This is a genomic window from Microbacterium sp. SORGH_AS_0969 (assembly GCF_030818255.1).
GTDB lineage: Bacteria > Actinomycetota > Actinomycetes > Actinomycetales > Microbacteriaceae > Microbacterium.
The window spans coordinates 1,671,727-1,694,873 of record NZ_JAUTAG010000001.1 but is presented as its reverse complement, the minus strand read 5'-3'; the positions used below and the strand labels follow the sequence as shown (position 1 = coordinate 1,694,873).

20 protein-coding genes are annotated in these 23,147 nt (G+C 68.1%); 11 read left to right on the top strand and 9 right to left on the bottom strand.

What is annotated here, in order from left to right:
* Window positions 1-253 precede the first annotated feature (253 nt).
* The 3 genes from QE388_RS07880 to QE388_RS07870 are packed head-to-tail and all read right to left on the bottom strand — an operon-like array spanning window position 254 to window position 5,186.
* A complete protein-coding gene (locus QE388_RS07880; RefSeq protein ID WP_275800228.1) occupies window positions 254-1,636 on the bottom strand; it encodes an aldehyde dehydrogenase family protein in 1,383 nt (460 codons plus the stop codon).
* 26 nt (window positions 1,637-1,662) lie between these two features.
* Window positions 1,663-3,006 carry a dihydrolipoamide acetyltransferase family protein gene (locus QE388_RS07875; RefSeq protein ID WP_275800230.1) on the bottom strand — a complete coding sequence of 448 codons (1,344 nt, stop codon included), beginning with the start codon at window positions 3,004-3,006 and terminating at the stop codon, window positions 1,663-1,665.
* Window positions 3,007-3,008: 2 nt separating this feature from the next.
* Window positions 3,009-5,186: a thiamine pyrophosphate-dependent enzyme gene (locus QE388_RS07870; RefSeq protein ID WP_275800231.1), complete on the bottom strand. Its 2,178-nt coding sequence runs from the start codon at window positions 5,184-5,186 to the stop codon at window positions 3,009-3,011.
* Between the two features lie 157 nt (window positions 5,187-5,343).
* Here QE388_RS07870 and QE388_RS07865 point away from each other — a divergent pair, with 157 nt between their 5' ends.
* The 9 genes from QE388_RS07865 to QE388_RS07825 all read left to right on the top strand — a co-directional run bounded on the left by QE388_RS07865 (window position 5,344) and on the right by QE388_RS07825 (window position 13,674).
* Window positions 5,344-5,886 carry a VOC family protein gene (locus tag QE388_RS07865; protein WP_307384579.1) on the top strand — a complete coding sequence of 181 codons (543 nt, stop codon included), beginning with the start codon at window positions 5,344-5,346 and terminating at the stop codon, window positions 5,884-5,886.
* Entirely contained in the window at window positions 5,864-6,562 is a 699-nt protein-coding gene (locus QE388_RS07860) for a GntR family transcriptional regulator (protein WP_307384578.1), read from the top strand. Before QE388_RS07865 ends, QE388_RS07860 begins: the two co-directional genes overlap by 23 nt.
* 233 nt (window positions 6,563-6,795) lie before the next feature.
* Window positions 6,796-7,722, top strand: a complete 927-nt coding sequence (locus tag QE388_RS07855; RefSeq protein ID WP_307384575.1) for an N-acyl homoserine lactonase family protein — start codon at window positions 6,796-6,798, stop codon at window positions 7,720-7,722.
* A gap of 64 nt (window positions 7,723-7,786) precedes the next feature.
* Window positions 7,787-8,989, top strand: coding sequence for an acyl-CoA dehydrogenase family protein (locus QE388_RS07850; RefSeq protein WP_275800239.1), 1,203 nt, complete (start codon window positions 7,787-7,789; stop codon window positions 8,987-8,989).
* A 50-nt stretch (window positions 8,990-9,039) separates the two neighbouring features.
* Window positions 9,040-9,603: a flavin reductase family protein gene (locus QE388_RS07845; RefSeq protein WP_275800241.1), complete on the top strand. Its 564-nt coding sequence runs from the start codon at window positions 9,040-9,042 to the stop codon at window positions 9,601-9,603.
* Window positions 9,604-9,630: 27 nt separating this feature from the next.
* Window positions 9,631-10,020, top strand: coding sequence for a RidA family protein (locus QE388_RS07840; RefSeq protein WP_307384572.1), 390 nt, complete (start codon window positions 9,631-9,633; stop codon window positions 10,018-10,020).
* A 301-nt stretch (window positions 10,021-10,321) separates the two neighbouring features.
* Window positions 10,322-11,578, top strand: a complete 1,257-nt coding sequence (locus QE388_RS07835; protein ID WP_275796062.1) for a Xaa-Pro peptidase family protein — start codon at window positions 10,322-10,324, stop codon at window positions 11,576-11,578.
* 149 nt (window positions 11,579-11,727) lie between these two features.
* Window positions 11,728-12,783, top strand: coding sequence for a LacI family DNA-binding transcriptional regulator (locus QE388_RS07830; protein WP_275796064.1), 1,056 nt, complete (start codon window positions 11,728-11,730; stop codon window positions 12,781-12,783).
* A 24-nt stretch (window positions 12,784-12,807) separates the two neighbouring features.
* Window positions 12,808-13,674 carry an NAD(P)-dependent oxidoreductase gene (locus QE388_RS07825; protein ID WP_307384570.1) on the top strand — a complete coding sequence of 289 codons (867 nt, stop codon included), beginning with the start codon at window positions 12,808-12,810 and terminating at the stop codon, window positions 13,672-13,674.
* Window positions 13,675-13,729: 55 nt separating this feature from the next.
* Here the strand turns inward: QE388_RS07825 and QE388_RS07820 are convergent, their stop codons facing one another.
* Together QE388_RS07820 and QE388_RS07815 are read right to left on the bottom strand one after the other, a co-directional pair.
* Entirely contained in the window at window positions 13,730-15,142 is a 1,413-nt protein-coding gene (locus QE388_RS07820) for a glycoside hydrolase family 1 protein (protein WP_307384568.1), read from the bottom strand.
* A gap of 28 nt (window positions 15,143-15,170) precedes the next feature.
* Window positions 15,171-17,024 carry a beta-glucoside-specific PTS transporter subunit IIABC gene (locus QE388_RS07815; RefSeq protein ID WP_307384566.1) on the bottom strand — a complete coding sequence of 618 codons (1,854 nt, stop codon included), beginning with the start codon at window positions 17,022-17,024 and terminating at the stop codon, window positions 15,171-15,173.
* A 449-nt stretch (window positions 17,025-17,473) separates the two neighbouring features.
* Between QE388_RS07815 and QE388_RS07810 the strand changes: the two genes are divergently transcribed.
* The gene (locus QE388_RS07810) at window positions 17,474-18,316 is read left to right on the top strand and encodes a Cof-type HAD-IIB family hydrolase (protein ID WP_307384565.1); all 843 of its coding nucleotides are present in this window, start codon (window positions 17,474-17,476) and stop codon (window positions 18,314-18,316) included.
* A 367-nt stretch (window positions 18,317-18,683) separates the two neighbouring features.
* Here the strand turns inward: QE388_RS07810 and QE388_RS07805 are convergent, their stop codons facing one another.
* The 4 genes from QE388_RS07805 to QE388_RS07790 are packed head-to-tail and all read right to left on the bottom strand — an operon-like array spanning window position 18,684 to window position 22,035.
* Window positions 18,684-19,514 (bottom strand): NAD(P)-dependent oxidoreductase, encoded by an 831-nt coding sequence (locus QE388_RS07805; RefSeq protein WP_307384563.1) that lies wholly within the window; start codon window positions 19,512-19,514, stop codon window positions 18,684-18,686.
* Window positions 19,511-20,290, bottom strand: coding sequence for an enoyl-CoA hydratase/isomerase family protein (locus tag QE388_RS07800; RefSeq protein WP_307384562.1), 780 nt, complete (start codon window positions 20,288-20,290; stop codon window positions 19,511-19,513). Before QE388_RS07800 ends, QE388_RS07805 begins: the two co-directional genes overlap by 4 nt.
* Complete coding sequence (locus tag QE388_RS07795) at window positions 20,287-21,048, bottom strand: SDR family NAD(P)-dependent oxidoreductase (RefSeq protein ID WP_307384561.1); 762 nt, start codon at window positions 21,046-21,048, stop codon at window positions 20,287-20,289. The genes QE388_RS07800 and QE388_RS07795 overlap by 4 nt, the downstream gene beginning before the upstream one ends.
* Window positions 21,049-21,093: 45 nt before the next feature.
* Window positions 21,094-22,035, bottom strand: a complete 942-nt coding sequence (locus QE388_RS07790) for a hypothetical protein (protein WP_307384559.1) — start codon at window positions 22,033-22,035, stop codon at window positions 21,094-21,096.
* Between the two features lie 268 nt (window positions 22,036-22,303).
* On the opposite strand from QE388_RS07790, the gene QE388_RS07785 reads away from it, so the two are divergent.
* Window positions 22,304-23,038: an aminoglycoside 3'-phosphotransferase gene (locus QE388_RS07785; RefSeq protein ID WP_307384558.1), complete on the top strand. Its 735-nt coding sequence runs from the start codon at window positions 22,304-22,306 to the stop codon at window positions 23,036-23,038.
* Window positions 23,039-23,147 lie beyond the last annotated feature (109 nt).

Below are 23,147 nucleotides of genomic sequence, written 5' to 3'. Positions count from 1 at the left end.
CGCGCACGAAGCGTCGACGCGGCACCGCGGCGCATCGCGCGGCTGCCACGGGCAGAGCACGACCTCGACGCGACCCGGGGCGCACCCGCTGTACGGTCGCCACGCGCGTCCGGGAGCGGCGCGACCCGCTGGCCTCCGGCAAGAACGACGAGGACCTCCGAGCGAGAGGAGTCGTGCTCCCCTTTGCGCTCGAAGGTCCCGTCGACACCCATGGCGAGTCGTCGCGACGCAGCTCACCGCGCCACGGCGAGACTCAGGCGACCCAGACGGTCTTCAGGTTGCAGAACTCGCGGATCCCCTCGAGCGAGAGCTCACGCCCATACCCTGACCGCTTGATGCCGCCGAAGGGGAGTTCGGGGTACGAGATCGTCATGCCGTTGACGAACACCGCGCCCGACTCGATCCCCTCGATCGCCCGCTCGATCTCGTGCTCGTCCGTGCTCCAGAAGGCCGAGCCCAGCCCGTAATCGAGCCCATTGGCGATCGCGAGCGCATGGTCCAGCGACGTGGCCTCGTAGACGCTGGCCACCGGGCCGAACGCCTCTTCGGTGAACAGCCGCATCTGCGGGGTGACTCCCGCGATCACGGTCGGCGGGTAGAACCACCCCTCGATCTCGGGGTCGACAGAGCCGCCCACGATGATCTCCGCGCCCTTCGACCGGGCGTCTTCGACGAGACCGACGATATCGTCGCGACCCGACGAGGTCGCCAGGGGTCCGATATCCGTGGTCTCCTCATGCGGATCGCCGACGCGTAGTGCCGCCATCCGCTCAGCGAACCTGTGGACGAACGCCTCGTAGACGTCGGTGTGCACGATGAAGCGCTTCGCGTTGATGCACGCCTGGCCGTTGTTGCTGGTGCGGGCACGGACCGCGGTGTCAGCGGCGGCATCGAGATCGGCCGAGGGCATGACGACGAAGGGATCGGAGCCCCCGAGCTCGAGGACGGCCTTCTTGAGCACGTCGCCGGCCGTCGCCGCGATCGAGCGTCCCGCGTTCTCCGACCCCGTCAGGGTGACGGCCGCGACCCGAGGATCGCGGATGACGGCTGCGACCCGTGAGGAGTTGATCAAGAGGGTCGAGAACGATCCCGGGGGGAACCCCGCCCGAGTGAACAGATCGCCCAGATAAAGCGCCGCCTGAGGAACATTGGAGGCGTGCTTCAGGATGCCGGCATTGCCCGCCATCAGCGCGGGTGCAGCGAAGCGCACGACCTGCCAGATGGGATAGTTCCACGGCATGACAGCCAGCACCACGCCGAGGGGGTCGAACCGCGTACCCGCACGCGTGGCCCCCACAGCGGAGGGTGCGTCGAGGCTACGCCCGGTGAGGAATTCCTCGGCGTGCTCGGCGTAGTACCGCATCGCGTAGGCGGACTTGCCCACCTCCGCGCGAGACTGCGCGAGGGGCTTGCCCATCTCGTCGGTGATGAGCCGGGCGACGCTCTCGAGGTCGGCCTCCAGCAGGTCGGCCGCGACGTTCATGAAATCCGCGCGGCGCGCCCACCCCGCTGCGGCCAGCAGCGGAACCGCCGCACGGGCTGCGGCGAGCTTGCGCTCGACGACGTCGGCGTCGTCCTCGTCGAATGCTGCCAGTTCGTGCCCCGTCGTGGGATCGATGCTGCGAATGGTCGGCATGGTCTTCTTCCTTCGGTTCGGTCTGGTCAGATGAGGATCGCCAGCGGATTCTCGACGGCACGTTGGAATGCCGCGAGCCACTGGGCCGCGACCGCGCCGTCGAGCACTCGGTGATCGGCCGAGAGCGTCACGGTCATGACCTGACCGACAGCGAGCTGGCCGTCGGCATCGACGAGCGGTATCCGGCGCGCGGCACCGACGGCGAGGATGCCCGATTGCGGCGGGTTCAGGATCGCGCTGAACTGGGAGATGTCGTACATGCCGAGGTTCGACACCGAGAAGCTGCCCCCCTCGATCTCCGCCTGCTTCAGTCGCCCTTCGCGCGCACGATTCGCCAGGTCGGCGATGGTCGCACTGACCTGAGTGAGCGACATCTTCTCGATCCCTCGAACGACAGGGGTCGTGAGACCCCCCGCCGTTGCGACGGCGACAGAAACGTCCGCTGACGAGAAGCGACGGATGCTGTCGCCGTTCCAGATCGCGTTGGCCTGCGGAACCTCCATCAGCGCCGTCGCAACCGCTTTCACGACCAAGTCGTTGACGGAGATCTTGCGCGGTGCGCTGCGGTTGACCTGTGCGCGCAAGTCCATCAGCGCGTCGACACGGCAGTCGGCGACGAGGTAGAAGTGCGGCACCGTCGACTTGCTCTCCGTCAAACGCCGAGCGATCGCCTTTCGCATGCGATCGAGGGGGACGTCGTCCCACCCGGGCCGGGCGGATGCCGAGGCAGGCGGCGCCGTGACGCCGATCGGCGCCGCCGCGGCAGCGGTGGTCGCCACAGGACGCTCGGTCTTCGAGGCGGCCTCCGACGCCCGCTGGGCGAGGTGGGCCTCGAAGTCGCGCCGAACGATGCGACCGTTCGGCCCCGTCCCCCGCACATCCGCGAGTGACACGGCGTGCTGCACGGCCAGTCGCCGCACCAGCGGGGTGGCGATGAGCCGTCGTCCCGGATCGGGTGCGTCGTCCGCCGCGGGTTGAGACGCGGCGGTTTGCGGCGCGACGGTTTGCGACGCGGCGGCCGACTCGACGGACTCCGTCGCAGACGAAGCGCTGATCTCGGAGGCCACCTCTGCGGGGAGCTCACCCAGCCCGAGGACGGACAGGGCTCGGTCGATGTCCTCGTCGCTCTCCCCTTCGCCGAGCAGAATGAAGAGGGGATCACCCACGGCCACGCTGTCACCGTCGGCGACGAGGAGGCGTCCGATCGTGCCGTCGGCCTCGGCGGTCAATTCCACGCTGGCCTTGTCCGTTTCGATCTCGGCGATGGGTTGCTCCCGCACGACGGACGTACCGGGCGTGACGAGCCACGACTGCACAGCCGCTTCCTCTGCACCGGCGAGGATCTCTGGCATCCGGATGATCTCGACCATGATCAGCCTCCGAATCCGCGGCGGACTGCTTCGAGACCGGCGACAACCTCTTCGGTGCCGGCGATCGCAGCCCTCTCCAACACGCGCGAGATGCTGGGGGACGCCTCTTCTCCGGTGACCCGCGCGACGGGCTGGTCCAGCCAGTCGAAGAACCTGCGCTGGATCTCGTCCGCCAGCCACGCGCCGTACGACGTGCCCTGGGCACCCTGTTCGACGATCAGCACGGCGTTCGTCTTTCGAATGCTCTCGCCGATCGTCTCCCAGTCGAGGGAGGCGCGGTCCAGCCAGCGCAGGTCGATGAGCTCCGCGTCGATGCCGGTCCGCTCGATCGCCTCTTTGGTGTGCGCGACCATCGAGAGATACGACAGAACCGTGACGTCCGCCCCCTCGCGGACAACGGCCGCCGATCCCGGCGGGATGACATAGTCGAGGTCGCCCTCGGGCACCTCGTCCGCCGCGCCGTAGAGATCGACGTGCTCGATCACGAGGACCGGGTCCTGCAGAGCGAGAGCGGCGTTCATCAGCCCGACGTAGTCCGAGGCGTTCGATGCCGCGACGATCCGCCACCCCGGGCTCGTGGCGAAGATCCCGGCGGGGTCCATCAGGTGCTGCGAACCGTACCCTGAGCCCATCGCGACCTTGGTCCGCAGCACGAGAGGAACGGGGTTGTCGCCTCCGAACATGTGCCGCGCCTTGCCGATCTGGTTGAACACCTGGTCGGCGGCGACCCACATGAAGTCGGGGTACATGAACTCCACGACCGGACGGTAGCGACCGTCGAGCGCCAGACCGCCGGCGAGGCCGACGAAGGCGTTCTCGCTGATCGGTGTGCCGAGGATGCGCTCGTCGCCGTACTTCTTCGCGAGCCCCTTCGTGGCTCCGTTCGTTCCGCCATTGAGGCGGTGCACGTCTTCTCCCATCACAACGATGCGGGGGTCGACCTGCATCCGGCGGTCCATGACCTGCGCCACGGCGTCGATGAACTTCAGCGAACGGCGAGCGCCGGTCTCGGGCGGGCGCGGCAGGTCTTGCAGTTCACTCGCGTCGCCGCGCACGCCGACATTGACGAAGCTCGGTTCCGGCCAGAGCTCCGGCCGGATGCGCCGCTTGCCCGGGCGGTCGGGGTCGCTCTCGAGGAGCTGCGCCGCGGCATCCGTCATCGCTTGCTGCACGCGTTCGCGCAGCGCCTTCACTCCCGCGTCATCGATGAGTTCGCGACGGATCATGTGGCGGGCGACGAGATCGAGCGGATCGCGAAGACGCCACGCGGCCTCTTCACCTTTGCTGCGATACCCGAAGGCACTACCGGGGTAGGCACCGTTCTGGTGGAAGAAGCGGTAGACCTCGGCCTCGACCACAGCCGGCCCCTCGCCGGAACGCATCCGCTCGGACGCTTCTTCCATAGCCAGATGCACCGCAAGGGGATCCATGCCGTCCACGCGCCAGGACGGGATGCCGAAGCCCTGACCGCGCACGGAGAAGCGGGGATCCGCGGTGATCTCGTCCGCACGGGTCGACACGGCGTACAGGTTGTTCTCGACGAAGAAGCACACCGGCAGCTTCCACGCCGCCGCGAGGTTCATGGACTCGAGAACCGAGCCGATCTGCGCCGCGCCGTCGCCGAAATAGTTGACGGTGAGATCCGTCGTGCCAGAGTGCTTCTGCGCCCACGCGTTGCCGGTCGCCATGGGCGCGCCACCGCCGACGATGGCGTTGGTGCCGAGCGCTCCCGCTTCGAACCATTGCAGGTGCATCGACCCGCCGCGCCCGTGGCAGTAGCCCTGCGCCAGCCCGAGGATCTCGGCCAGCGTGCGCTGGAGGACAGTCTGCACGTCGACCGGGACAGCCTGGGCGGGGTCGATGACGCCCCCCGTCACGTGGGTCAGAGCCTTGGCGAGGAACTGGTGGTGTCCGCGATGGGATCCATTCACGCCATCCGTGGAGCGCAGGCCCACGATCGAGCCTACGGCTCCGCCCTCCTGCCCGATGCTCGAGTGGGCCGGCCCGTGGACCAGTCCCTCTCCCGCGATCTCGAGGACGGTCTCCTCGAAGGCGCGGATCAGGTGCAGCTGGCTGAGCATCGTCCCGAGCAGCGACGGGTCGGCTGCGTCCCAGTCGGCTGTCGTCGTCGCCAGCTCGAACCAGTCGACACCGGTCCGAAGGCGCTTCTTCTTTGGCATCTTCGCCCATTCCTCTCACCGCGGTCGGCGGACCGCTGTGGAAGGACGATAGTGCAACATCGTATCCAATACAAACGATTGCAGTTCTGGATGCGCCTCGCGTAGCATGTCCAGCGGATGCCATGTATCCAATGACGAGCGACAGAGGAGTCGAGGCGTGACACCGATCGTGCACCGGGGAATTCCCGGCATTCGCGGAACCGACCACATCGGCTTCACCGTGCCCGACCTCGACGAAGCGGAGCGCTTCCTGGTCGACATCCTCGGCTGCGACCGGGTCTACGATCTGGGGCCGAAGCGCGCCGACGACGAGTGGATGCACACGCACCTCGGCGTCCACCCGCGCACGGTCATCCGCGAAATCCGGTTCTACCGCCTCGGACACGGCGCCAACTTCGAGGTCTTCCTCTACGAGGCGGTCGACGGCCAAGCCCCGCAACCGCGCAACAGCGACATCGGCGGATATCACATCGCCTTCTACGTCGATGACCTCGACGAAGCGGTGCGTTATCTGCACGAGAACGGCGTCGAGGTGATGGGTGCGCCCACCGCGAGCGCGCAGGCCGCGCGGGGTCAACGCTGGATCTACTTCCGCAGCCCCTGGGGTCTGCAGTTCGAGCTGGTGAGCTTCCCGGAGGGCAAGGCGTACGAGCAGGGAGCTCCGCGACTGCTCTGGCATGCAGCCCACCCCGATCGATGAGGCCGACATGTCGATGATCACCACATCGCCATCGCACGGCGTGACCGGTGCGCGCGTGGCAGCGACGCTCCGCGACGCGATCCTCTCCGGCAAGTACGCGCCGGGGGAACGCTTCCGCCAGGACGATCTCGCCGATCATCTCGGCGCGAGCCGGGTTCCCGTGCGCGAGGCCCTCAGGACCCTCGAAGCAGAGGGACTCGTCACGATCGTGCCCAACACCGGCGCCTGGGTCTCGACGCTGTCGGTCGCCGACTGCGAGGAGATGTACTGGATGCGAGAGCGACTGGAGCCGCTCCTCCTCCGCCTCAGCGCGCCGAACCTCACCGACGACGTGATCGATCACCTGACGAGCCTTGCGCACGAGATGCAGGCGACCGATGACGTCGAGCGCTTCCTCGCACTCGACCGCGAGTTCCATCTCACGAGCCTGCAAGCTGCCGACACGACGGTTCTCGGCGACACCGTGATCCGTCTCTGGAACCGCACTCAGCGTTACCGCCGCGAGGCCACACGACTGCTCTCCCTCGAAGGCGACGGAGCGGTACACCACGACCACCATCTCCTCGTCGGGGCTCTTCGCCGCCGAGACGTCGACGAGGCCGAACACGTGCTCACGAGGCACATCCGTCGCAGCCGACTGGAACTCGTCCGGCATCCGGAGGTGTTCGATCCGTAGACCGCGCCACAACGCCACGGGAGGCCGACATCCCCTCGCGCGGCGCGCCCCCGGCCTGCCCTGATCCGCCCGACCTCCGAGGCAGCGGAAACCGACGCATTTCGGCACGGCACGGAAACATCACGGCAATATTCGCTTCCTAACATCGCGCTTAGCAATCGTTTGCAGAAACGGCTGGCGCGACGATCCTCCTCCTCCATCCGACAGCCTGTTTCATCACACAAGGGAGTCTCATGAGCAGCACCGGTTCCACCAAGTTCGCCTCCACGCTCGACACCGACTACTCGATCTACACCCTCGAGTACTGCCACGGCGAGATGCCCCACGACTTCTTCGGCGGTTCGGGCGTCCTCAGCAACAAGGGCATGGTGCGCGTCCCCATGCTCTACACACTCCTCGTCGGCGGCGAAGTGGGCGGCAAGCAGCACGTCGCGCTCGTCGACTGCGGATTCCGTGACGACTACTGGCTCGAGCGCTACCCCTTGTGGAACTGGGAGAACCCCACGCAGGTGCTCGGCCAAGTCGGCATCCGTCCCGAGGACGTCGAGATCATCCTCGTCTCGCACATGCACTTCGACCACGTCGGCAACTTCGAAGCTTTTCCCAACGCCACCCTCTACGTCCAGTTCGAAGAGTTCACCGGCTGGTCCGCGGCGCTCGACATGGCAAACGGCATGTCGAGCGACGAACAGAAGGCATGGGTGTTCTCCTCCTTCGATCCCGTAGACCTGGCGAAGGCGGCGCAGGGATTGGCCGAGGGACGCATCAAGTTCGTCCACGGCGACCAGGAGATCATCCCCGGTGTCACCGCACGTCTCGCCAAGGACACGCACACCTTCGGTTCGCAGTGGTTCAAGATCCAGACCCGCAACGGCCCCTTCGTCGCCGCCGGCGACGTCGTGTACTGGTACTCCAACATCGAGAGCATGTGGGCCCCCGGCTACGTACAGGGCAACTCGTTCAACCTCATCAGCACTTACCGGACCATGCAGGAGGAATTGAAGAACGAGACGAGCCGCATCATCCCCGGGCACGACCCCGAGTACGCCCTGCGTCACAACTCCTGGCTCTCCCCCACCGGCAACTCCATCACGGAGCTCAACCTCCGCGAGAACGAGAAGTCCCGTCGGCCCCAGGGCGCGGCCGTGTTGCTGACATGAGTCGCCCCGCACCCCGGCTCGCCCACACACACGCGCATGACGAAATCTCGCGAAGGAGCACCCCATGACTGACACACTCGTCCGCGGCGACATCGCTGCGATCATCGATCAGCTCGACACCCTGCGCCCCGAGCTCACTGCGGCAGGACGCGAAGCGGACGATGCCCGGCGCGTCCCGCAACGCATCTTCGACGCCGTCGAGGCGACGGGTGCGTTCCGCGTCTCCGCCCCCCGGAGGTTCGGCGGGCTCGCAGCCAGCACCCGAGACATCCAGGCGGTCTCTCGCGCCATCGGACGGGGCGATGGCAGCCTGGCGTGGATGGCCGGCATCTACAACACCGGCGCCTGGGTGCTGAGCCTGATGAGCGATCAGGCACAGGACGATGTCTGGGGACAGGGCGGAGATCCGCGGGCTCTCGTATCCATCGTCCTGGCGACGACCTCCGACGCCGTGCCGACGGAGGGCGGCTACCGGGTGACGGGCCGATGGACATACGGCACCGGTAGCCGTGAGGCGAGCTGGTCGTTGCTCGGCGTACCGCTCAAGAACGCCGTCGGCGACATCGTCGATGCGGGCGTGGCACTCATCCCGACGTCAGCGCTGACCTTCGAAGACGACTGGCATGTGGCCGGAATGAGATCGACCGCGAGCGTGACGCAGATCGCCGACGACGTCTTCGTCCCCGCGCACCGGATCTTCCGGCTCACCGCGGCCATTGAGGGCGGGTACGTCGGTACCAACACCGAGACCTCATACCGGACCATGTTCGTCCCGTCTCTGTTCATGAACCTGGTGGGTCCACATCTCGGCATGGGGCGAGCGGCTCTGGATTTCGTCATCGCGGAGTCGGACAAGAAGTCGATCGCGTTCACGGGATACGACCGGCAAGCCAGTTCGACCGTCTTCCAGTACACGATCGCCAAGGCCGCCGTGCACCTGGACGCGGCGGAGGCACTCGCCGAACAGGTGGCCGACGAGATCTACCGCACCGCCGAGCGCGGCGATTACCACCCTTACTCCACGCGCATCGCGTTGCGCGCGAAAGCGGGATGGATCGTCGACGCCGTCACGCAGGTGATCGGCGAGCTCGTCACGGCCCACGGCTCCGCCGGCTTCGCCGAGTCGTCTGCCCTGCAGCGCATCTGGCGCGATCAGGCTGCGGCGGCGCGACACGGCCACACGCTCTCCGCGAGCGGGTACGAGGCACTCGGTCGAGTGCTGGTCGACCGCGAGGACGACGCCCGCTTCGTCCTCCCCATCGTCTGAACCATCCGGTCATGCAACGACCGCGGGACTGATTGGCAAGAAGAATGACCATGACAGATACACCCCTCTCCCTCACGGCAGATGATTTCCGCTACGCGTTCCGGTCCCATCCGGCCGGGGTGGCGATCGTCACCGCCGACGCCGGCGACGGTCCGGTCGCGATGACGGTCAGTTCGGTGGCCTCGGTATCGATCGCACCGCCTACTCTCGTCTTCTCCGCCTCCGCGCTGTCTTCGAGCACTCCCACGATCCTGAGGGCCGATACGGTCGTGGTGCACATGCTCGCCGCCGATCAGCTCGCGCTCGCGAAGCTCGGCGCGCAGCGCGGAGTCGATCGTTTCGGATCGGATGTCGACTGGGACCGCCTCCCGACGGGCGAACCGTACTACCCGGGCGCTCACTGGCTGCGAGGGCGCATCGTTCAGCGCGTCGACGCGAGCGGGTCGACCCTTATCGTGGTCGAAGCCATCGAGGCGAAGCCGCGCGGCGAAACGGAAGAGCACGACCCGACACCGCTGGTCTACCACAACCGTCAGTGGCACACGCTGTCCGAGCGCTCCGCGCTGCCGGCCGCGACGGTGCCCTTCTGCGTCGTCTACGGACGCGACGAATAGCCCCCCGAAAAGAAACAGGAGAAACACATGACCAACGAACGCATCTCTCGCATCCCCGCTCCCGTCGTACCGGGAATCTCCGACAGCACCCGCGTGACCGCGGGCGAGCTCGTCTTCATCTCCGGGCAGGTGGGATTCGAAGAGGACGGGTCCGTTCCGACCGACTTCAAGCGCGCCATCGAGCTCACCTACGGCGAGTTCGAGCGAGCGCTGAACGCAGCGGGCGTCACCTACGATGACCTCGTACGCGTGAACGTGTACATCACCGAGCTCGACCAGGAGAAGCTGTTCACCTGGCGCGAGACGCGCAACGCCATCGTCAACACCACCACTCCGTCTGCGAGCACGGTGATCGGCGTGCACTCGCTGTACAACGGAGCCACCATCGAGATCGACGGCATCGCCGCCGTCCGCTGAGACCGCCGTCGCGGGCACGCCCGTCGTGCGTGCCCGCGACACCTCCACCCGAACCGGATCGAGCATCCGTCCCGCGCGAACGTCGTTTCCGGAAACCGCCGCACATCGCCGATCCGAGGCCGTGAAGCGAGCTCGGGACCCGCGCTGGCGAACCGTGCTCGCACCGCGTGAACCGCTCTCGCGTTGAGCGTGGGAGCTGCGCTCGTCGCGAGCACGGCGCCGCTCGCGCCTGCAATGCAATCGATTGAATTTGCGGTAGCGTCGAAGAGCTACCGCCGTACGAACAGAGAGGCCGCCACCCATGGCCGAACCCCAGAACACCTCCCGACCTCTCCTGACCCCCGGGCAGATGGGCGTCGACTACGAGATGCGGGTCGACTTCTCCCGCCTACGCGACTACCGCCTGTCGCGCGCGCAGGCCGCGCTGGAAGCGAGCGAATGCGGCGCCTTCCTGCTGTTCGACTTCTACAACATCCGCTACACGACATCGTCATGGGTGGGCGGCGCCCTCGGTGACAAGATGATCCGCTACGCCCTCCTGACCCGCGGCGGCGAACCGCATCTGTGGGACTTCGGGTCCGCCGTCAAGCACCACCAGCTCTACTCTCCGTGGCTCAACCACGATCACAACCACCCCGGTTTTCTCGGCTTCCGAGGCGCCGTGGCACCCACAGCCGGCCTCATGGTCGACGCCGTCACCGAGATCAAAGGCATCCTGAGAGATCTCGGCCTGCACAACGCGCCGGTCGGGATCGACATCGTCGAACCGCCATTCCTGTTCGAAATGCAGCGGCAGGGATTCACCGTCGTCGATGCTCAGCAGCACATGCTCGATGCTCGGGAGATCAAGAGCGCCGACGAGATCATGCTCCTGAATCAGGCCGCGGCGATGGTGGACGGCGTCTATACCGACATCGTCGAGGCGCTCAAACCCGGGGTGCGCGAGAACGAGATCGTCGCATTGGCATCGAAGAAGCTCTACGAGTACGGATCCGATCAGGTCGAAGCGATCAACGCCATCTCGGGCGAGCGGTGCAACCCGCACCCGCACAACTTCACGGACCGCATCATCCGGCCCGGCGACCAAGCGTTCTTCGACATCATCCATTCATTCAACGGCTACCGCACGTGCTACTACCGCACGTTCAGCGTGGGGCGGGCGACCGGACCGCAGCGGGCAGCGTACTCGCGGGCTCGGGAGTGGATGGACAACGCCATCTCGGCCATCAAGCCCGGCGTCGGCTCCGACGAGATCGCCTCGTTGTTCCCCACCGCCGAGTCTCTGGGCTTCGACGACGAGCTGTCCGCGTTCGGCCTGCAGTTCTGCCACGGACTCGGACTGGGCCTGCACGAGCGGCCCATCATCTCGCGATTGAACAGCTACCGCGAACCCGTAGAGCTCAAGGCCGGAATGGTGTTCGCCGTCGAGACGTACTGTCCCGCCAGCGACGGCTACTCCGCCGCACGTATCGAAGAAGAGATCGTCGTCACCGACAACGGCCCGGTGGTGCTGACGAAGTACCCCGCCGAAGAACTCATCGTCGCGAACCCCTATTGATGGACGACCCCCAAGCCGCGCGGCCGAGCCGACACGAAACGCTCACCCGCGCGCGCCGCAAGACGAAAGCCGCGGAGCAGCGCGTCCGTGCCCGACGCGGCGTGCCCGAGCGACTCGAGGGCACGATGAAGGCGTATTACAGTGCGCACATGGCCGACTCACGCGTTCCGACCTTGAAAGACGTGGCCCGTGGGGCGGGTGTGCACGTCGCAACAGCCTCACGAGCCTTGAGCGACGACCAATCGCACCTCGTGAGCGAGGCGACCAGGCTCCGCGTCCGGACCGCAGCGAGGTCACTCGGCTACCGCACGAACGCCGTGGCCAAGAGCCTCCGTAAAGGACGCACGGGCACGATCGGCGTCGTGGTCGCCGACCTCGCGAACCCCTTCATCGTCTCCCTCCTCCGAGGCATCGAGCATGAGGCCCGCGCGGGCACCTACATGCCCCTGGTCGCAGAGACGCACGACGACCCTGCGATTCTGCGCGGCGTCGTCGCCCGCCTGCTGGGCAACCAGGTCGATTGCATCATCCTCAGCGCTGTCAAGGTCGACGACGAGGACTTCGTCACCGAGCTCGAGAGCCAGGTGCCCGTCGTCCTCGCGGTGCGTGGCTTCGAGGCCATCGACGGTGCCGATCAAGGGCACTTCGAGGTGATCCCGGACGATTTCGAGGGTGCCCGTCTCGCGACCCGCCACCTCATCGACCTCGGTCACCGGCGCATCGCTCAGATACCCGGCACCGTGAGCATCTCATCGTTCGTCCGGCGAGCGCGCGGATTCGACGCCGCGGTGAGCGCCCACCCCCGGGTAGTCGACGTCTCGACGGGGGAGTACGCCGTGGAGAGCACGGTGGACGAGGGACGCCGTCTGGCCCAGGACGTGCTCCGCCGCCCCGAGGCTGAGCGCCCGACCGCGATCTTCGCCCACAACGACCTGATGGCCGTGGGAGTACTGGATGCCGTCCGCAGCCTCGGCCTGCGCTGCCCCGAAGACATCTCGATCGTCGGGTACAACGACGCGCCGCTCATCGACCACCTCGATCCGCCGTTGACGACTGTGCGCCTGCCCGGCTTCGAGGTCGGACGACAGAGCGCCCGGATCGCTTTCGATCTCCTCGAAGGTGTCGAGGTCCCCACAGCACGCCTCACCTTCGCGCCCGAATTCGTCGAACGTCGCTCCACCTGCCCGCCCCCCTCCCCCTCCTGATCTCGCACATTCACTGGAGTTCTCATGGCAACCGTCGGATTTCTCGGCCTCGGCACGATGGGCGCCGCCATGGCGCACCGGCTCTTGGACGCCGGCCACACGGTGTTCGTGTGGAACAGGTCTGCGACAGCGGTCGAGCAGCTCATCGCTGCCGGCGCCCGCGCGGCGGCCACCCCTGCCGAGGCCCTTCGCGCGGGCGTGGCGTTCTCAATGCTGGCCAATGACGACGCTGAACTGTCGGTGTTCACCGACGAGGCGCTGGCTGCGGCGAGCGGATCGGTGCACGTCAACATGTCCACCGTGAGCGTGGACGCCGCGCGCGAACTGGCAACGCGCCACCGCAGAACCGGTGTCGAGTATGTCGCCGCCCCCGTCCTCGGACGTCCCCACCTCGCGGCGAGCGGCCAACTGAACATCGTCGCCGCGGGTGCCCGTTCGGCGGTCGAGCGCGCCGAGGCGTTCTTGGGCGTGCTCGGAAAGCGCACGTGGTGGCTCGGAGAAGATCCCGAGCAGGCGAATCTCGTGAAGATCGGCGTGAATTACAACCTGATCCACACCCTCCAAGCCCTGGCGGAGTCCGTGAACCTCATGGAGCGCGGCGGCGTGAACGCCGAAACGTTCATCGAGATCCTCACCGACGCCGCATACACCGGCAGCGCGTACACCGGCTACGGCAAGATGATCGCCGAACGGGGTTACCTTCCCGTGGGTTTCTCGGCCGCGCTCGGCTTGAAAGACCTCACCCTCGCGCAGTCCGCCGCACGAGAACTCGGCGCGGCTCTCCCGACGGCTCCCCTCCTCGGCGAACTCTTCCAAGAGACCGTCGACGACCCCGAACTGTCGCAGCTCGACTGGTCAGCCATGGCGGAGATCACGCGCCGAAAGGGATGAACGCCGGTGCCGGGGGCCCGTCGCGATATCAGCGCGGCGAGCCCCCGCGTCATCGTCAGGCGCGCAAAGAGCCGCCGTTGGTGCGGATGACCTCCGCGTACCAGTCGAACGACTTCTTCTTGTAGCGCTCCAACGAACCGGAGCCGTCGTCGTTGCGGTCGACGTAGATGTACCCGTATCGCTTGCTCATCTGCGCGGTGGTCGCGCTGACGATGTCGATGCAGCCCCACGAGGTGTAGCCGAGCACCTCCGCGCCGTCGGCGATCGCCTCACCCACCTGCACGAGGTGGTCGTTGAGGTAGTCGATGCGGTAGTCGTCGAGCACCGTCTTCACGCCGTCGATCTCGACGAGCTCATCCCGGGCCCCGAGGCCGTTCTCGACGACGAAGAGCGGCTTCTGCCAGCGTTCCCAGAACTGGGCGATGACCAGGCGCAGTCCGACGGGATCGATCTGCCACCCCCACTCGCTCGCCGGGAGCGTCGGGTTGGGGATGCCGCCGATGATGTTGCCCTCGCCGCGCACGAGCTTGTCGGGATCGGCGGTGTGCGCGACCGACATGTAGTAGCTGAACGACACGAAATCGACCGTGTGGCGGAGGTCTGCGCGGTCGTCGTCGGCGATGTCGAGCTCGATGCCCTTCTCGCGGAGCGTGCGCAGGAAGTACCCGGGGTAGGCCCCTCGGGTGTGCACGTCGCCGAAGGCGAGGTTGGAGTGATCGAGCTCCATCACGGCGAGCGCGTCGGCGGGCGAGGGGGTGAGCGGATAGATCGGCATCGCGATGATCATGCACCCCACCTGAGCGCCGGGGGCGACCTCACGAGCGATCCGCGTGGCCCGGGCGGATGCAACGAGCTCGTGGTGCATCGCCTGGTACAGGTCTCGCTCGGTCAGGTCGTCGCGCGGGGGAATGCCCGCCGACATGAACGGCTCGTGCAGCACCGAGTTGACCTCGTTGAAGGTCAGCCAGTACTTCACGCGACGGCCGTACCGCTCGAAGAGCGTGCGGGCGTACCGCTCGTAGAACCCGATCATGCGGCGGTCGGTCCAACCGCCGTACTCGTCGGCCAGGTGCAGCGGCGTCTCGTAGTGCGAGATCGTGACGAGCGGCTCGATTCCGTACTTCTCGAGCTCGTCGAGAACCCGATCGTAGAACGCCAGGCCGGCCTCGTTCGGCTCGGCCTCGTCGCCGTTCGGGAAGATGCGGCTCCACGCGATCGAGAACCGGAACACCGTGAAGCCCATTTCGGCGAACAGGGCGATGTCCTGCGCGTAGCGGTGGTAGAAGTCGATGGCCTCGAGCTTGAGGTTGTCGGGGGTGGGCCCGGGGGTGCGGGGCGTACGCAGCCCCTGGGGCAGCACGTCCTGCACGGACAGTCCCTTGCCGTCCTGGTCGTAGGCGCCCTCGATCTGGTTGGCGGCGACGGCACCGCCCCAGAGGAATCCCTCGGGGAATGACGTGGTGGTCATGCTCTCTCCTTCTGCGTCGTGTCGGGGGTCATCGGGAACTCACCGTCTGCTCGACCGCGACGGCGCGCATCAGCGTTTCGCCGTGCGAGAGCGGGCCGGATGCCACATCGGCGATGTCGGGATAGAGGTCGCCGTTGGTGACGATGACGGGGGTGGTCAGGTCGTATCCGGCAGCGGCGATGGCGGCGAGGTCGAACTCGATCAGCAGGTCTCCTCGCGACACGCTCTGCCCACTGGCGACGCGCAACGTGAAGTGCTTCCCCCCGAGACGGACGGTGTCGATCCCGACATGGATGAGCACCTCCGCACCGTCGGCGTGACGCAGACCGATCGCGTGACCGGTGGGGAAGGCGGCGATCACCGTGGCATCCATCGGCGCGTACAGGGCTCCGCTGGTGGGGACGATCGCGACACCGGGACCGAACGAGCCGTCCGCGAAGGCGGCATCCGGAGTCTCGCTCAGGGGAATCACGGTGCCGTCCAGGGGGCTGGAGAGGACGACGTCGGTGGTGTCGACCGGTGTCGTTTCCGGCTCGGCCGGCTCCGCGAACCCGAAGACGAGCGTCAGCACGAACGGCACGACGAGGGATGCGAGCAGGCCGATGACGAGCGCGACGCCATCGCCGTTGCCAATCAGCGCCGGGAGAGACAGGGCGGAGGGGGTGACGAAAGCGGTCGTGAAGCCGTCCCCCAGCGAGATCATCGCCCCACCGACCGCACCGCCGACGATGCCGAAGGCGAACGGGCGCTTCAGCGGAAGGTTCACGCCGTAGACGGCGGGCTCGGTGATGCCGGCGAGCACGGCCGACAGTGTCGCGGGGGCGGCGAGGGACTTCAGCGTGCGGTTGCGTGTGCGCAGGAACACGGCGAATGCGGCGGCACCCTGGGCGAGGACGGAGGCGAACAGCGGGGCGATGATGAGCGAGCGTCCGGCTTCCTGCAGTTCCAGCGCGGCGAGCGGCGCCAGACCCCAGTGCAGACCGAACATCACGAAGATCTGCCACAGACCGCCCATGATCGCGCCTCCGGCCCACGGGGCCGCCTGGAAGATCCACGCGATGCCGCCGCCCAGCCAGCCGCTGACGACCGCGGACAGGGGCCCGATGACCACGAAGACCAGCGGGACGGCGACGAGCACCACGAGCATCGGCGTGACGAACCGGCGCAGCACGGCGGGGAGCGCGGCGTACAGGAAGCGCTCCGCATAGCTCTGCAACCACACGATCACGATGATCGGAATCACGCTGGTGACGTAGCTGACCATCGTGAAGGGGATGCCGAAGAACGTGACGTCGGCGGCACCGGTGAGCGTCGACAGCGACGGGTACACCAGCGCGGCCGCGATCGCGAAGGAGGTGAACTCGTTCGCCTTGAAGTACCGGGCCGCGGTGAAGGCGAGAGCGAGCGGCAGGAAGTGGATGAAGGCGTCGGCCAACGCGTTCAAGACGACATAGGTCGTGGTCTGCGGGTCGATCCATCCGAACGTGACGGCGGCGGCGAGGAACGCCTTCAACAGTCCGGTGCCCGCGAGCGCCCACAGCAGCGGCGTGAAGAGCGCGGCGATCATCGAGATGAAGCGGTTGAAGAGGCTCTTGCGCGGTCCGCTCGTGGCGACGGCCTCGGTCGAAGCCGCCGTCAAGCTCGAGATTCTGCCGATCGCGGCGTACACGTCGGGCACGTCGGTGCCGATGACGACCTGGTACTGACCCCCCGCCTGGGCGACGGTCACCACACCCGGCAGGGCCGCGATCGCGGCGGTGTCGGCCTTCGACTCGTCATTCAACACGAACCGCAGCCGGGTCGCGCAGTGCACGAGCGAGCGCACGTTCGCCTCACCGCCGACGCCGCGCAGCACACCGGCGGCTGTCTTCGAGTAGTCCATGGTTTTCTGCTTTCCACCGCGTCGATGCGGTTCTCCGTCCCGCTTCCGTGCGGGTTCTCGGCCAGGGATCGGACCGTTTCCGGGCAACAAAAAAACCTGAACCCCTGCGTCACGAAAGTGACGGGGTCCAGGTTTTGCCTGCTGACGCAGTAACAATCCAAGATTCATGCATCGGCTGTCACACCGGTACGACAGGGAACATAGCACGCGCCAACGCCCTGTCGTCAACTCCTCTTCGCGTACTCGCCACCTCCGCTCCAAGCAGGAGATACGGTGAAGCGGGACGACCGCGACGATGATCAGTCGGACGCTCGCACGAGCGAGACGGCGACCGGCCACCATCTGCGACACGCCCCGTTCGAGCCCGAAACGGCGCCTCCCCGCCCCTTCCCCACGACCGAAAACGATGCCGTCGCTTCACGCCGCGGCGTCCATTCCTTGGAGTGCATATGACCCGCATCGCTTTCCTCGACGTCGACGGCACGATCCTCGAGCACGGCTCGCTCATCGCCCCCTCGACCGTGACCGCGATCCGCCAGGCCCGCGCGAACGGCCACCAGGTGTGGCTGAGCACGGGCCGCTCCGCCGGCGACGTCCACCCCGATGTCCTCGCGATCGGTTTCGACGGCGCGATCACCAACGGCGGCGCGTACGCGACGCGCGGGGAGGAGATGCTCGTCGAGCAGCCGCTGCCCCGCGCCGATGTCGAGCTGCTCGAGCGGTACTTCGAGGCCCACGGCATCCACTACTTCCTGCAGACGCACGGCGGTGTCTTCGCGAGCGAGGGGATGGGCGCCGTCATGACGGCGTACCGCCGCGAGCGTCACGCGGAGCGCGCCGCTCAGCTCGCGGAGCAGGGCCTGACCGCGGAGGAGCCGCTGTGGAAGGAGCCGCGCCCCGTCGCGGAGGTCGATCGCGACGCGGTCGCCAAGGCCGTGTTCGTGAGCCCCTCGATCGACACGGTCGCTCACGCGGCCGCCGAACTCGGCGCCGCCTTCCACGTCATTCCCGGCTCGATCCCGCTGCCGGGCGGCTCGAACGGCGAGATCGGCCAGGCGGGCGTGACCAAGGGCTCCGCGATCACCTCGGTGCTCGCGCAGCTGGGCTTGCCCGCGACGGATGCCATCGGCATCGGCGACAGCTGGAACGACGTCGAGATGTTCGAGGTCGTCGGGACGCCCGTCGCCATGGGCAACGCGGTGCCCGAGCTGCAGAAGCTCGCCGGTCGGGTCACGACGTCGGTGCTGGATGACGGTGTGCACAACGCTTTCGCGGAGCTCGGGCTGATCTGACCTGCGGGGGCTTCGTGGTTCATCTGCAGGAGCGATGACTCCCGCAGCGACTCGAAGGCCCCGTCAGACCACATCTGCCACACCGGTCATGCAGGTGGACCAGTGCCCTTGCCCGGCCCGGTCGCGCGCGGGGCACGGCCTCACGCCCCGTCGCGCCCGGGGCGCGGCCCATTTGCATGATCCAGCCGCCTCAGCGCATCGATTCCCCCCGCGCGGGTAACTCCTGCCCCACGCCTCATGCAGGTGAACCACAGCACCTTGCGCTCGCGCGCCAGGTCCCCGTCGAAGGGACCGACGCTTCGACGAGTTCAGCCACCTCCACGGAAACCCAGGTCCCTGAGCCTGTCGAAGGGACCGATACCCCGCGTCAGTCCAGGAAGATGTCCGGGTACATCGCCTCATCCGGCGTCCCCGGCACGGCGGCGTAGCCCGAGAAGTCGGTCACGCCGGCGGCGAGAAGCACGTCCTCGACGATCAGCGTCTGCCCGGTCAGCTCGCGCGACGGCGAGGTGAGCACCTCGTACGCGGCGTCGGCGTAGATCTCGGGCGTGCGCGACACGGCCATCAGCCGGTCGCCGCCGATCACGTTCTGCACCGCGGCGGTCGCGATGGTCGTGCGGGGCCACAGCGTGTTCGCAGCTATCCCGTCGCTCTGGAACTCCGAGGCGAGACCCAGCGTCGCCATCGTCATCCCGAACTTCGCGAGGCTGTACCCCGTGTGCGCCCCGAGCCATTTCGGTGTGACGTTCAGCGGCGGCGACAGTGACAGGATGTGCGGGTTCTCGGCATCCTTCAGCTGCGGAACGGCGGCGCGCGAGAGCAGGAACGTCCCGCGGACGTTCACGTCCTGCATGAGGTCGTACTTCTTGGTCGCGAGGTCGAGCGAGCCCGAGAGGTCGATCACGCTGGCGTTGTTGACGACGATGTCGATGCCGCCGAACTCCCCGACCGTCCGCATCACGGCTTCGGTGATGGATGCCTCGTCCCGCACGTCGCCGACGATCGGCAGCGCCCGACCGCCCGCCGCGCGGATCGCCTCGGCCGCGGTGTGCACCGTGCCCTCGAGCTTGGGGTGGGGGGTGTCGGTCTTGGCGAGCAGCGCGATGTTCGCGCCGTCGCTCGCGGCGCGCAGCGCGATCGCGAGGCCGATGCCACGGCTGCCGCCCGACATCAAGATGGTCTTACCTGCGAGCGTCACGAACGTGGTCCTTTCGCGGAGGCGGCGGCGAACGCGGCGACCCGCGCTCTCGCGTCGGGGGTGTCGAAGGCTGCGCCGATGGTGGCGGCTTCGTCGGCGAGGTTCTCCGCGAACGTCCGCCCGGCGCCGACCCGCACGAGACGCGTCGCCTGCCCGAACGCCGCGGTCGCTCCGTCGAGCCAGAAGCGAGCGATCTCTTCCGCGCGAGCGGAAAGATCCCCGGATGCCACGACCTCGGCGACGAGACCCCAGTCCAGGGCTTCGTCGGCCGAGAGCATCCGGTCCTGCAACAGCAGCTGCAGAGCCCGCCGCTGTCCGATCGCCGCGGGCAGCAGGGTCGAGACGCCGAGGTCGGGCGTCAGGCCGATGTTCGCGTACCGGCTGACGAAGCGCGCGTTCTCGCTCGCCACGACGTAGTCAGCGGTCAGCATGAGACCGAGCCCGCCGCCCGCGACAGCGCCCTGCACGGCTGCGACCATTGGCAGCGGCGCTTCGACGAAGGTACGGATGCCGTCGTGGATCGCCCGCGCCGTCTCGGTCACCTCGGCGCCCGAGGAGCCCGTGGTCGCCATGGCCACCACGTCGCCACCCGCGCAGAAGGCGGGGCCGTTGGCATCCAGGATCACCGCTCCGACCGACGGATCGGAGGTGACCTCGTGCGCGACCGCGCGCCAGCGGGCGGCCATGGGGAAGTCCATCGCGTTGAGCGAGGCGGGCCGGTCGAACGTCACCCGCGCGAGACCGCCCTCAACGTGGAGCAGGATGCCGTCGCTCATTTCGGTGCCATCCGAATCGCGCCGTCGAGGCGGATCGTCTCGCCGTTCAGGTAACCGTTGTCGACGATCGCGAGCACGAGCCGTGCATACTCGTCGGGCGCACCGAGGCGCGAGGGGTACGGCACCTGTTGGCCGAGCGAGTCCTGCGCCGCCTGCGGCAGACCCTTGAGCATCGGCGTCTCCATGATCCCGGGGGCGATGGTGCAGACGCGGATGCCGTGGCGCGCGAGCTCGCGGGCGATGGGGAGGGTCATCGCGTGAACGCCGCCCTTGCTCGCCGAATACGCGGGCTGGCCGATCTGCCCGTCGAAGGCCGCGACGCTGGCGGTGTTGACGATGACGCCGCGGTCGCCTCCCTCGGTCGGGTCGGTCCGGGCCATGACGGCCGACGTCTGAGCGATGACGTTGTAGGTGCCGATGAGGTTGACCCGGATGACGCGCTCGAAGTCGCCGAGCGGAGAGGGGGTGCCGTCACGGTCGAGAACCTTGGCGGGCGGAGCGATGCCGGCGCAGTTGACGACGACGCGGAGCGGCCCCGCCTCGGACGCGCGGGCCGCGGCAGCGGCGACCTGTTCGGCATCCGTCACGTCGGCGGGGGCGAACGTACCGCCGAGTTCCGCGGCGATGTCCGCGCCGGGCGATGACGGGAGGTCGACGACGGTGACGTGCGCGCCCGCCGCAGCGAGGCGGCGCGCGGTGGCCAGGCCCAGGCCCGAGGCACCGCCGGTGACGAGGGCGGAGGCTCCTGAGATGTCCATGCGTTCTCCTTCGAAGCAGAAACTGAGTATCACCCTACCCGGGACTCAGGTTCGCGCCGAGCCCCGCCCGCGTCGCCGCCCCGTGCGCTGCGGATGCGTGTGGATGGCGGCCGTCGTCGCCCCGTCGACGAGCAGCGCGACTTCGTCGGGCTTCCAGCCGTACACGTCGCGCAGACTGTCGCCGAGCCTCGTGATCGCGTCCGGCATCGTGATCTCCACCCCGCGAGGGAGATCTCGCGCGGTCTCGTCGAACGTCCGCGCCGTGCTCTGCAGCTCGGCGACCATCGCCCGCATGCGTTCCGGTCCGTACGCGGCGGATGCCAGGGCCCAGTCGCCCACGACCACCGCTCGCCCCGCCGGGCAGGCGACCGGTGCCGCCTGAGCGCGCGGCCCGACGCGAACCCGCACGACGGCGACCCCGATCCCCAGGATGGCGAGGGTTCCGGCGATGGTCACCGGAGCGAACGAGAACCAGAGCGCGTACAGCGGCGAGTCCGCCCCGGCGATGAACCCGACGATGATGCGGGTTGCCGAGTACGTCGCGTAGGCGGCGTTCGCGGTCAAGATCAGACGCATCGGCCAGCGCGGCTCGAGGCGCAGACGGGCGGCGGATAAGGCACACGCCGTGCACAGCACCGTCAGCAGAAGGACCTTCACCACCAGAGACCACGGCAGCGACACCGTAGCCGTCACGACAGCCGTCACCGCAACCAGGGCCAGGCTCGCGGTCGCCCAGCGCCGCGCCCTCCGACCCGCGAGGGCTTCCAGCGCGATGAGCAGCAGGGCGGGGGCAAGAACCATCGCCACATCACCCAGCACGAGAGCGACGATGCCGCCGCCCGCGCCGTACATGAAGTACATCGCGCTCGAGCCCACCGCGGCCACGCCCGACACGGCGGCGTAACGCAGGAACAGCGTCATCGCCCCCGGAGTACCGATCCGCGGCAGAGCGGCGAAGAGCACCGCGGCCGCGACAGCGACGCTCACCGCCAAAATCCCAAGCGACAGTTCCATGACCCCCCGGTCCTCATTCTGCCCGCCCACCAGGGCCCCGGTTGGCCGGGGGCCGCACATGCTCGACCGCTCGCGCGCCCGCCGCAGACGCACCGCCGCGCGCCACCACGAGCGGCGCGGCCCGTTGAGCGTCCACAACATCCGGATCCCCGCCAAAAACGTCCGGGTGTTCCGGACACTCGGCCCGCGCTCAGCCCGCCGCGGGCTCGCGCCCGCGAGGGGAGCGCGCGAGGATCGAGCGATGAGCATCCCCGCGGCGTCCGAGCCCGTCCCGGCGCGCGTGCGGGATCTCGCCGGCGACGCGGCGCTCGAGCCGGTGTGGCGCAACGCCATCGGCGGTGTGACGTTCCGAGCGGCGGGGGCCGACGGCATCCGGTTCGTGAAGGTCGGGCCGCGCAACGCCGAGACCTCGATGCGCGCCGAGGCGGAACGTCTGCGCTGGGCGGGCGCATTCACCCCCGTGCCGCGCGTGTTGGACCAGGGACAGGATGCCGCGCACGAGTGGCTCGTGACGGAGGCGATGCCGGGGCTCTCCGCCGTCGATCCGCGGTGGATCGCCGACCCCGCTCGTGCGGTACGGGCGGTGGGACGAGGGCTGCGGGCCCTGCACGAGGCGCTGCCGGTGGCCGAGTGCCCGTTCTCGTGGGCGGTGCCCGACCGTCTCACGAACGCCGCGGGGCGTGGCATCCGGGTGCCCGACGACCTGCGTGACGCCCCGCCGATCGATCGGCTCGTCGTCTGCCACGGCGACGCGTGCGTACCGAACACCCTCGTCGCCGACGACGGCGAGTGGAGCGCTCACGTCGACCTCGGAGCCCTCGGCGTCGCCGATCGCTGGGCCGACATCGCGGTCGCGGCGATGTCGACGACCTGGAACTACGGTCCCGGTTGGGAGGAGCCTCTCCTCGAGGCCTACGGCGTCACTCCGGATGCCACCCGCCTGGCGTACTACCGGGCGCTGTGGAACGCGACGTGAGGCCCCTTCCCTCCGCGCCCCGCCCCGGCTCGAGCCCAAGCCCGAACTCCGTTGAGTGTCCAAAACACCCGGACGATTTTCAAAAGTGTCCGGGTTTCTTGGACACTCA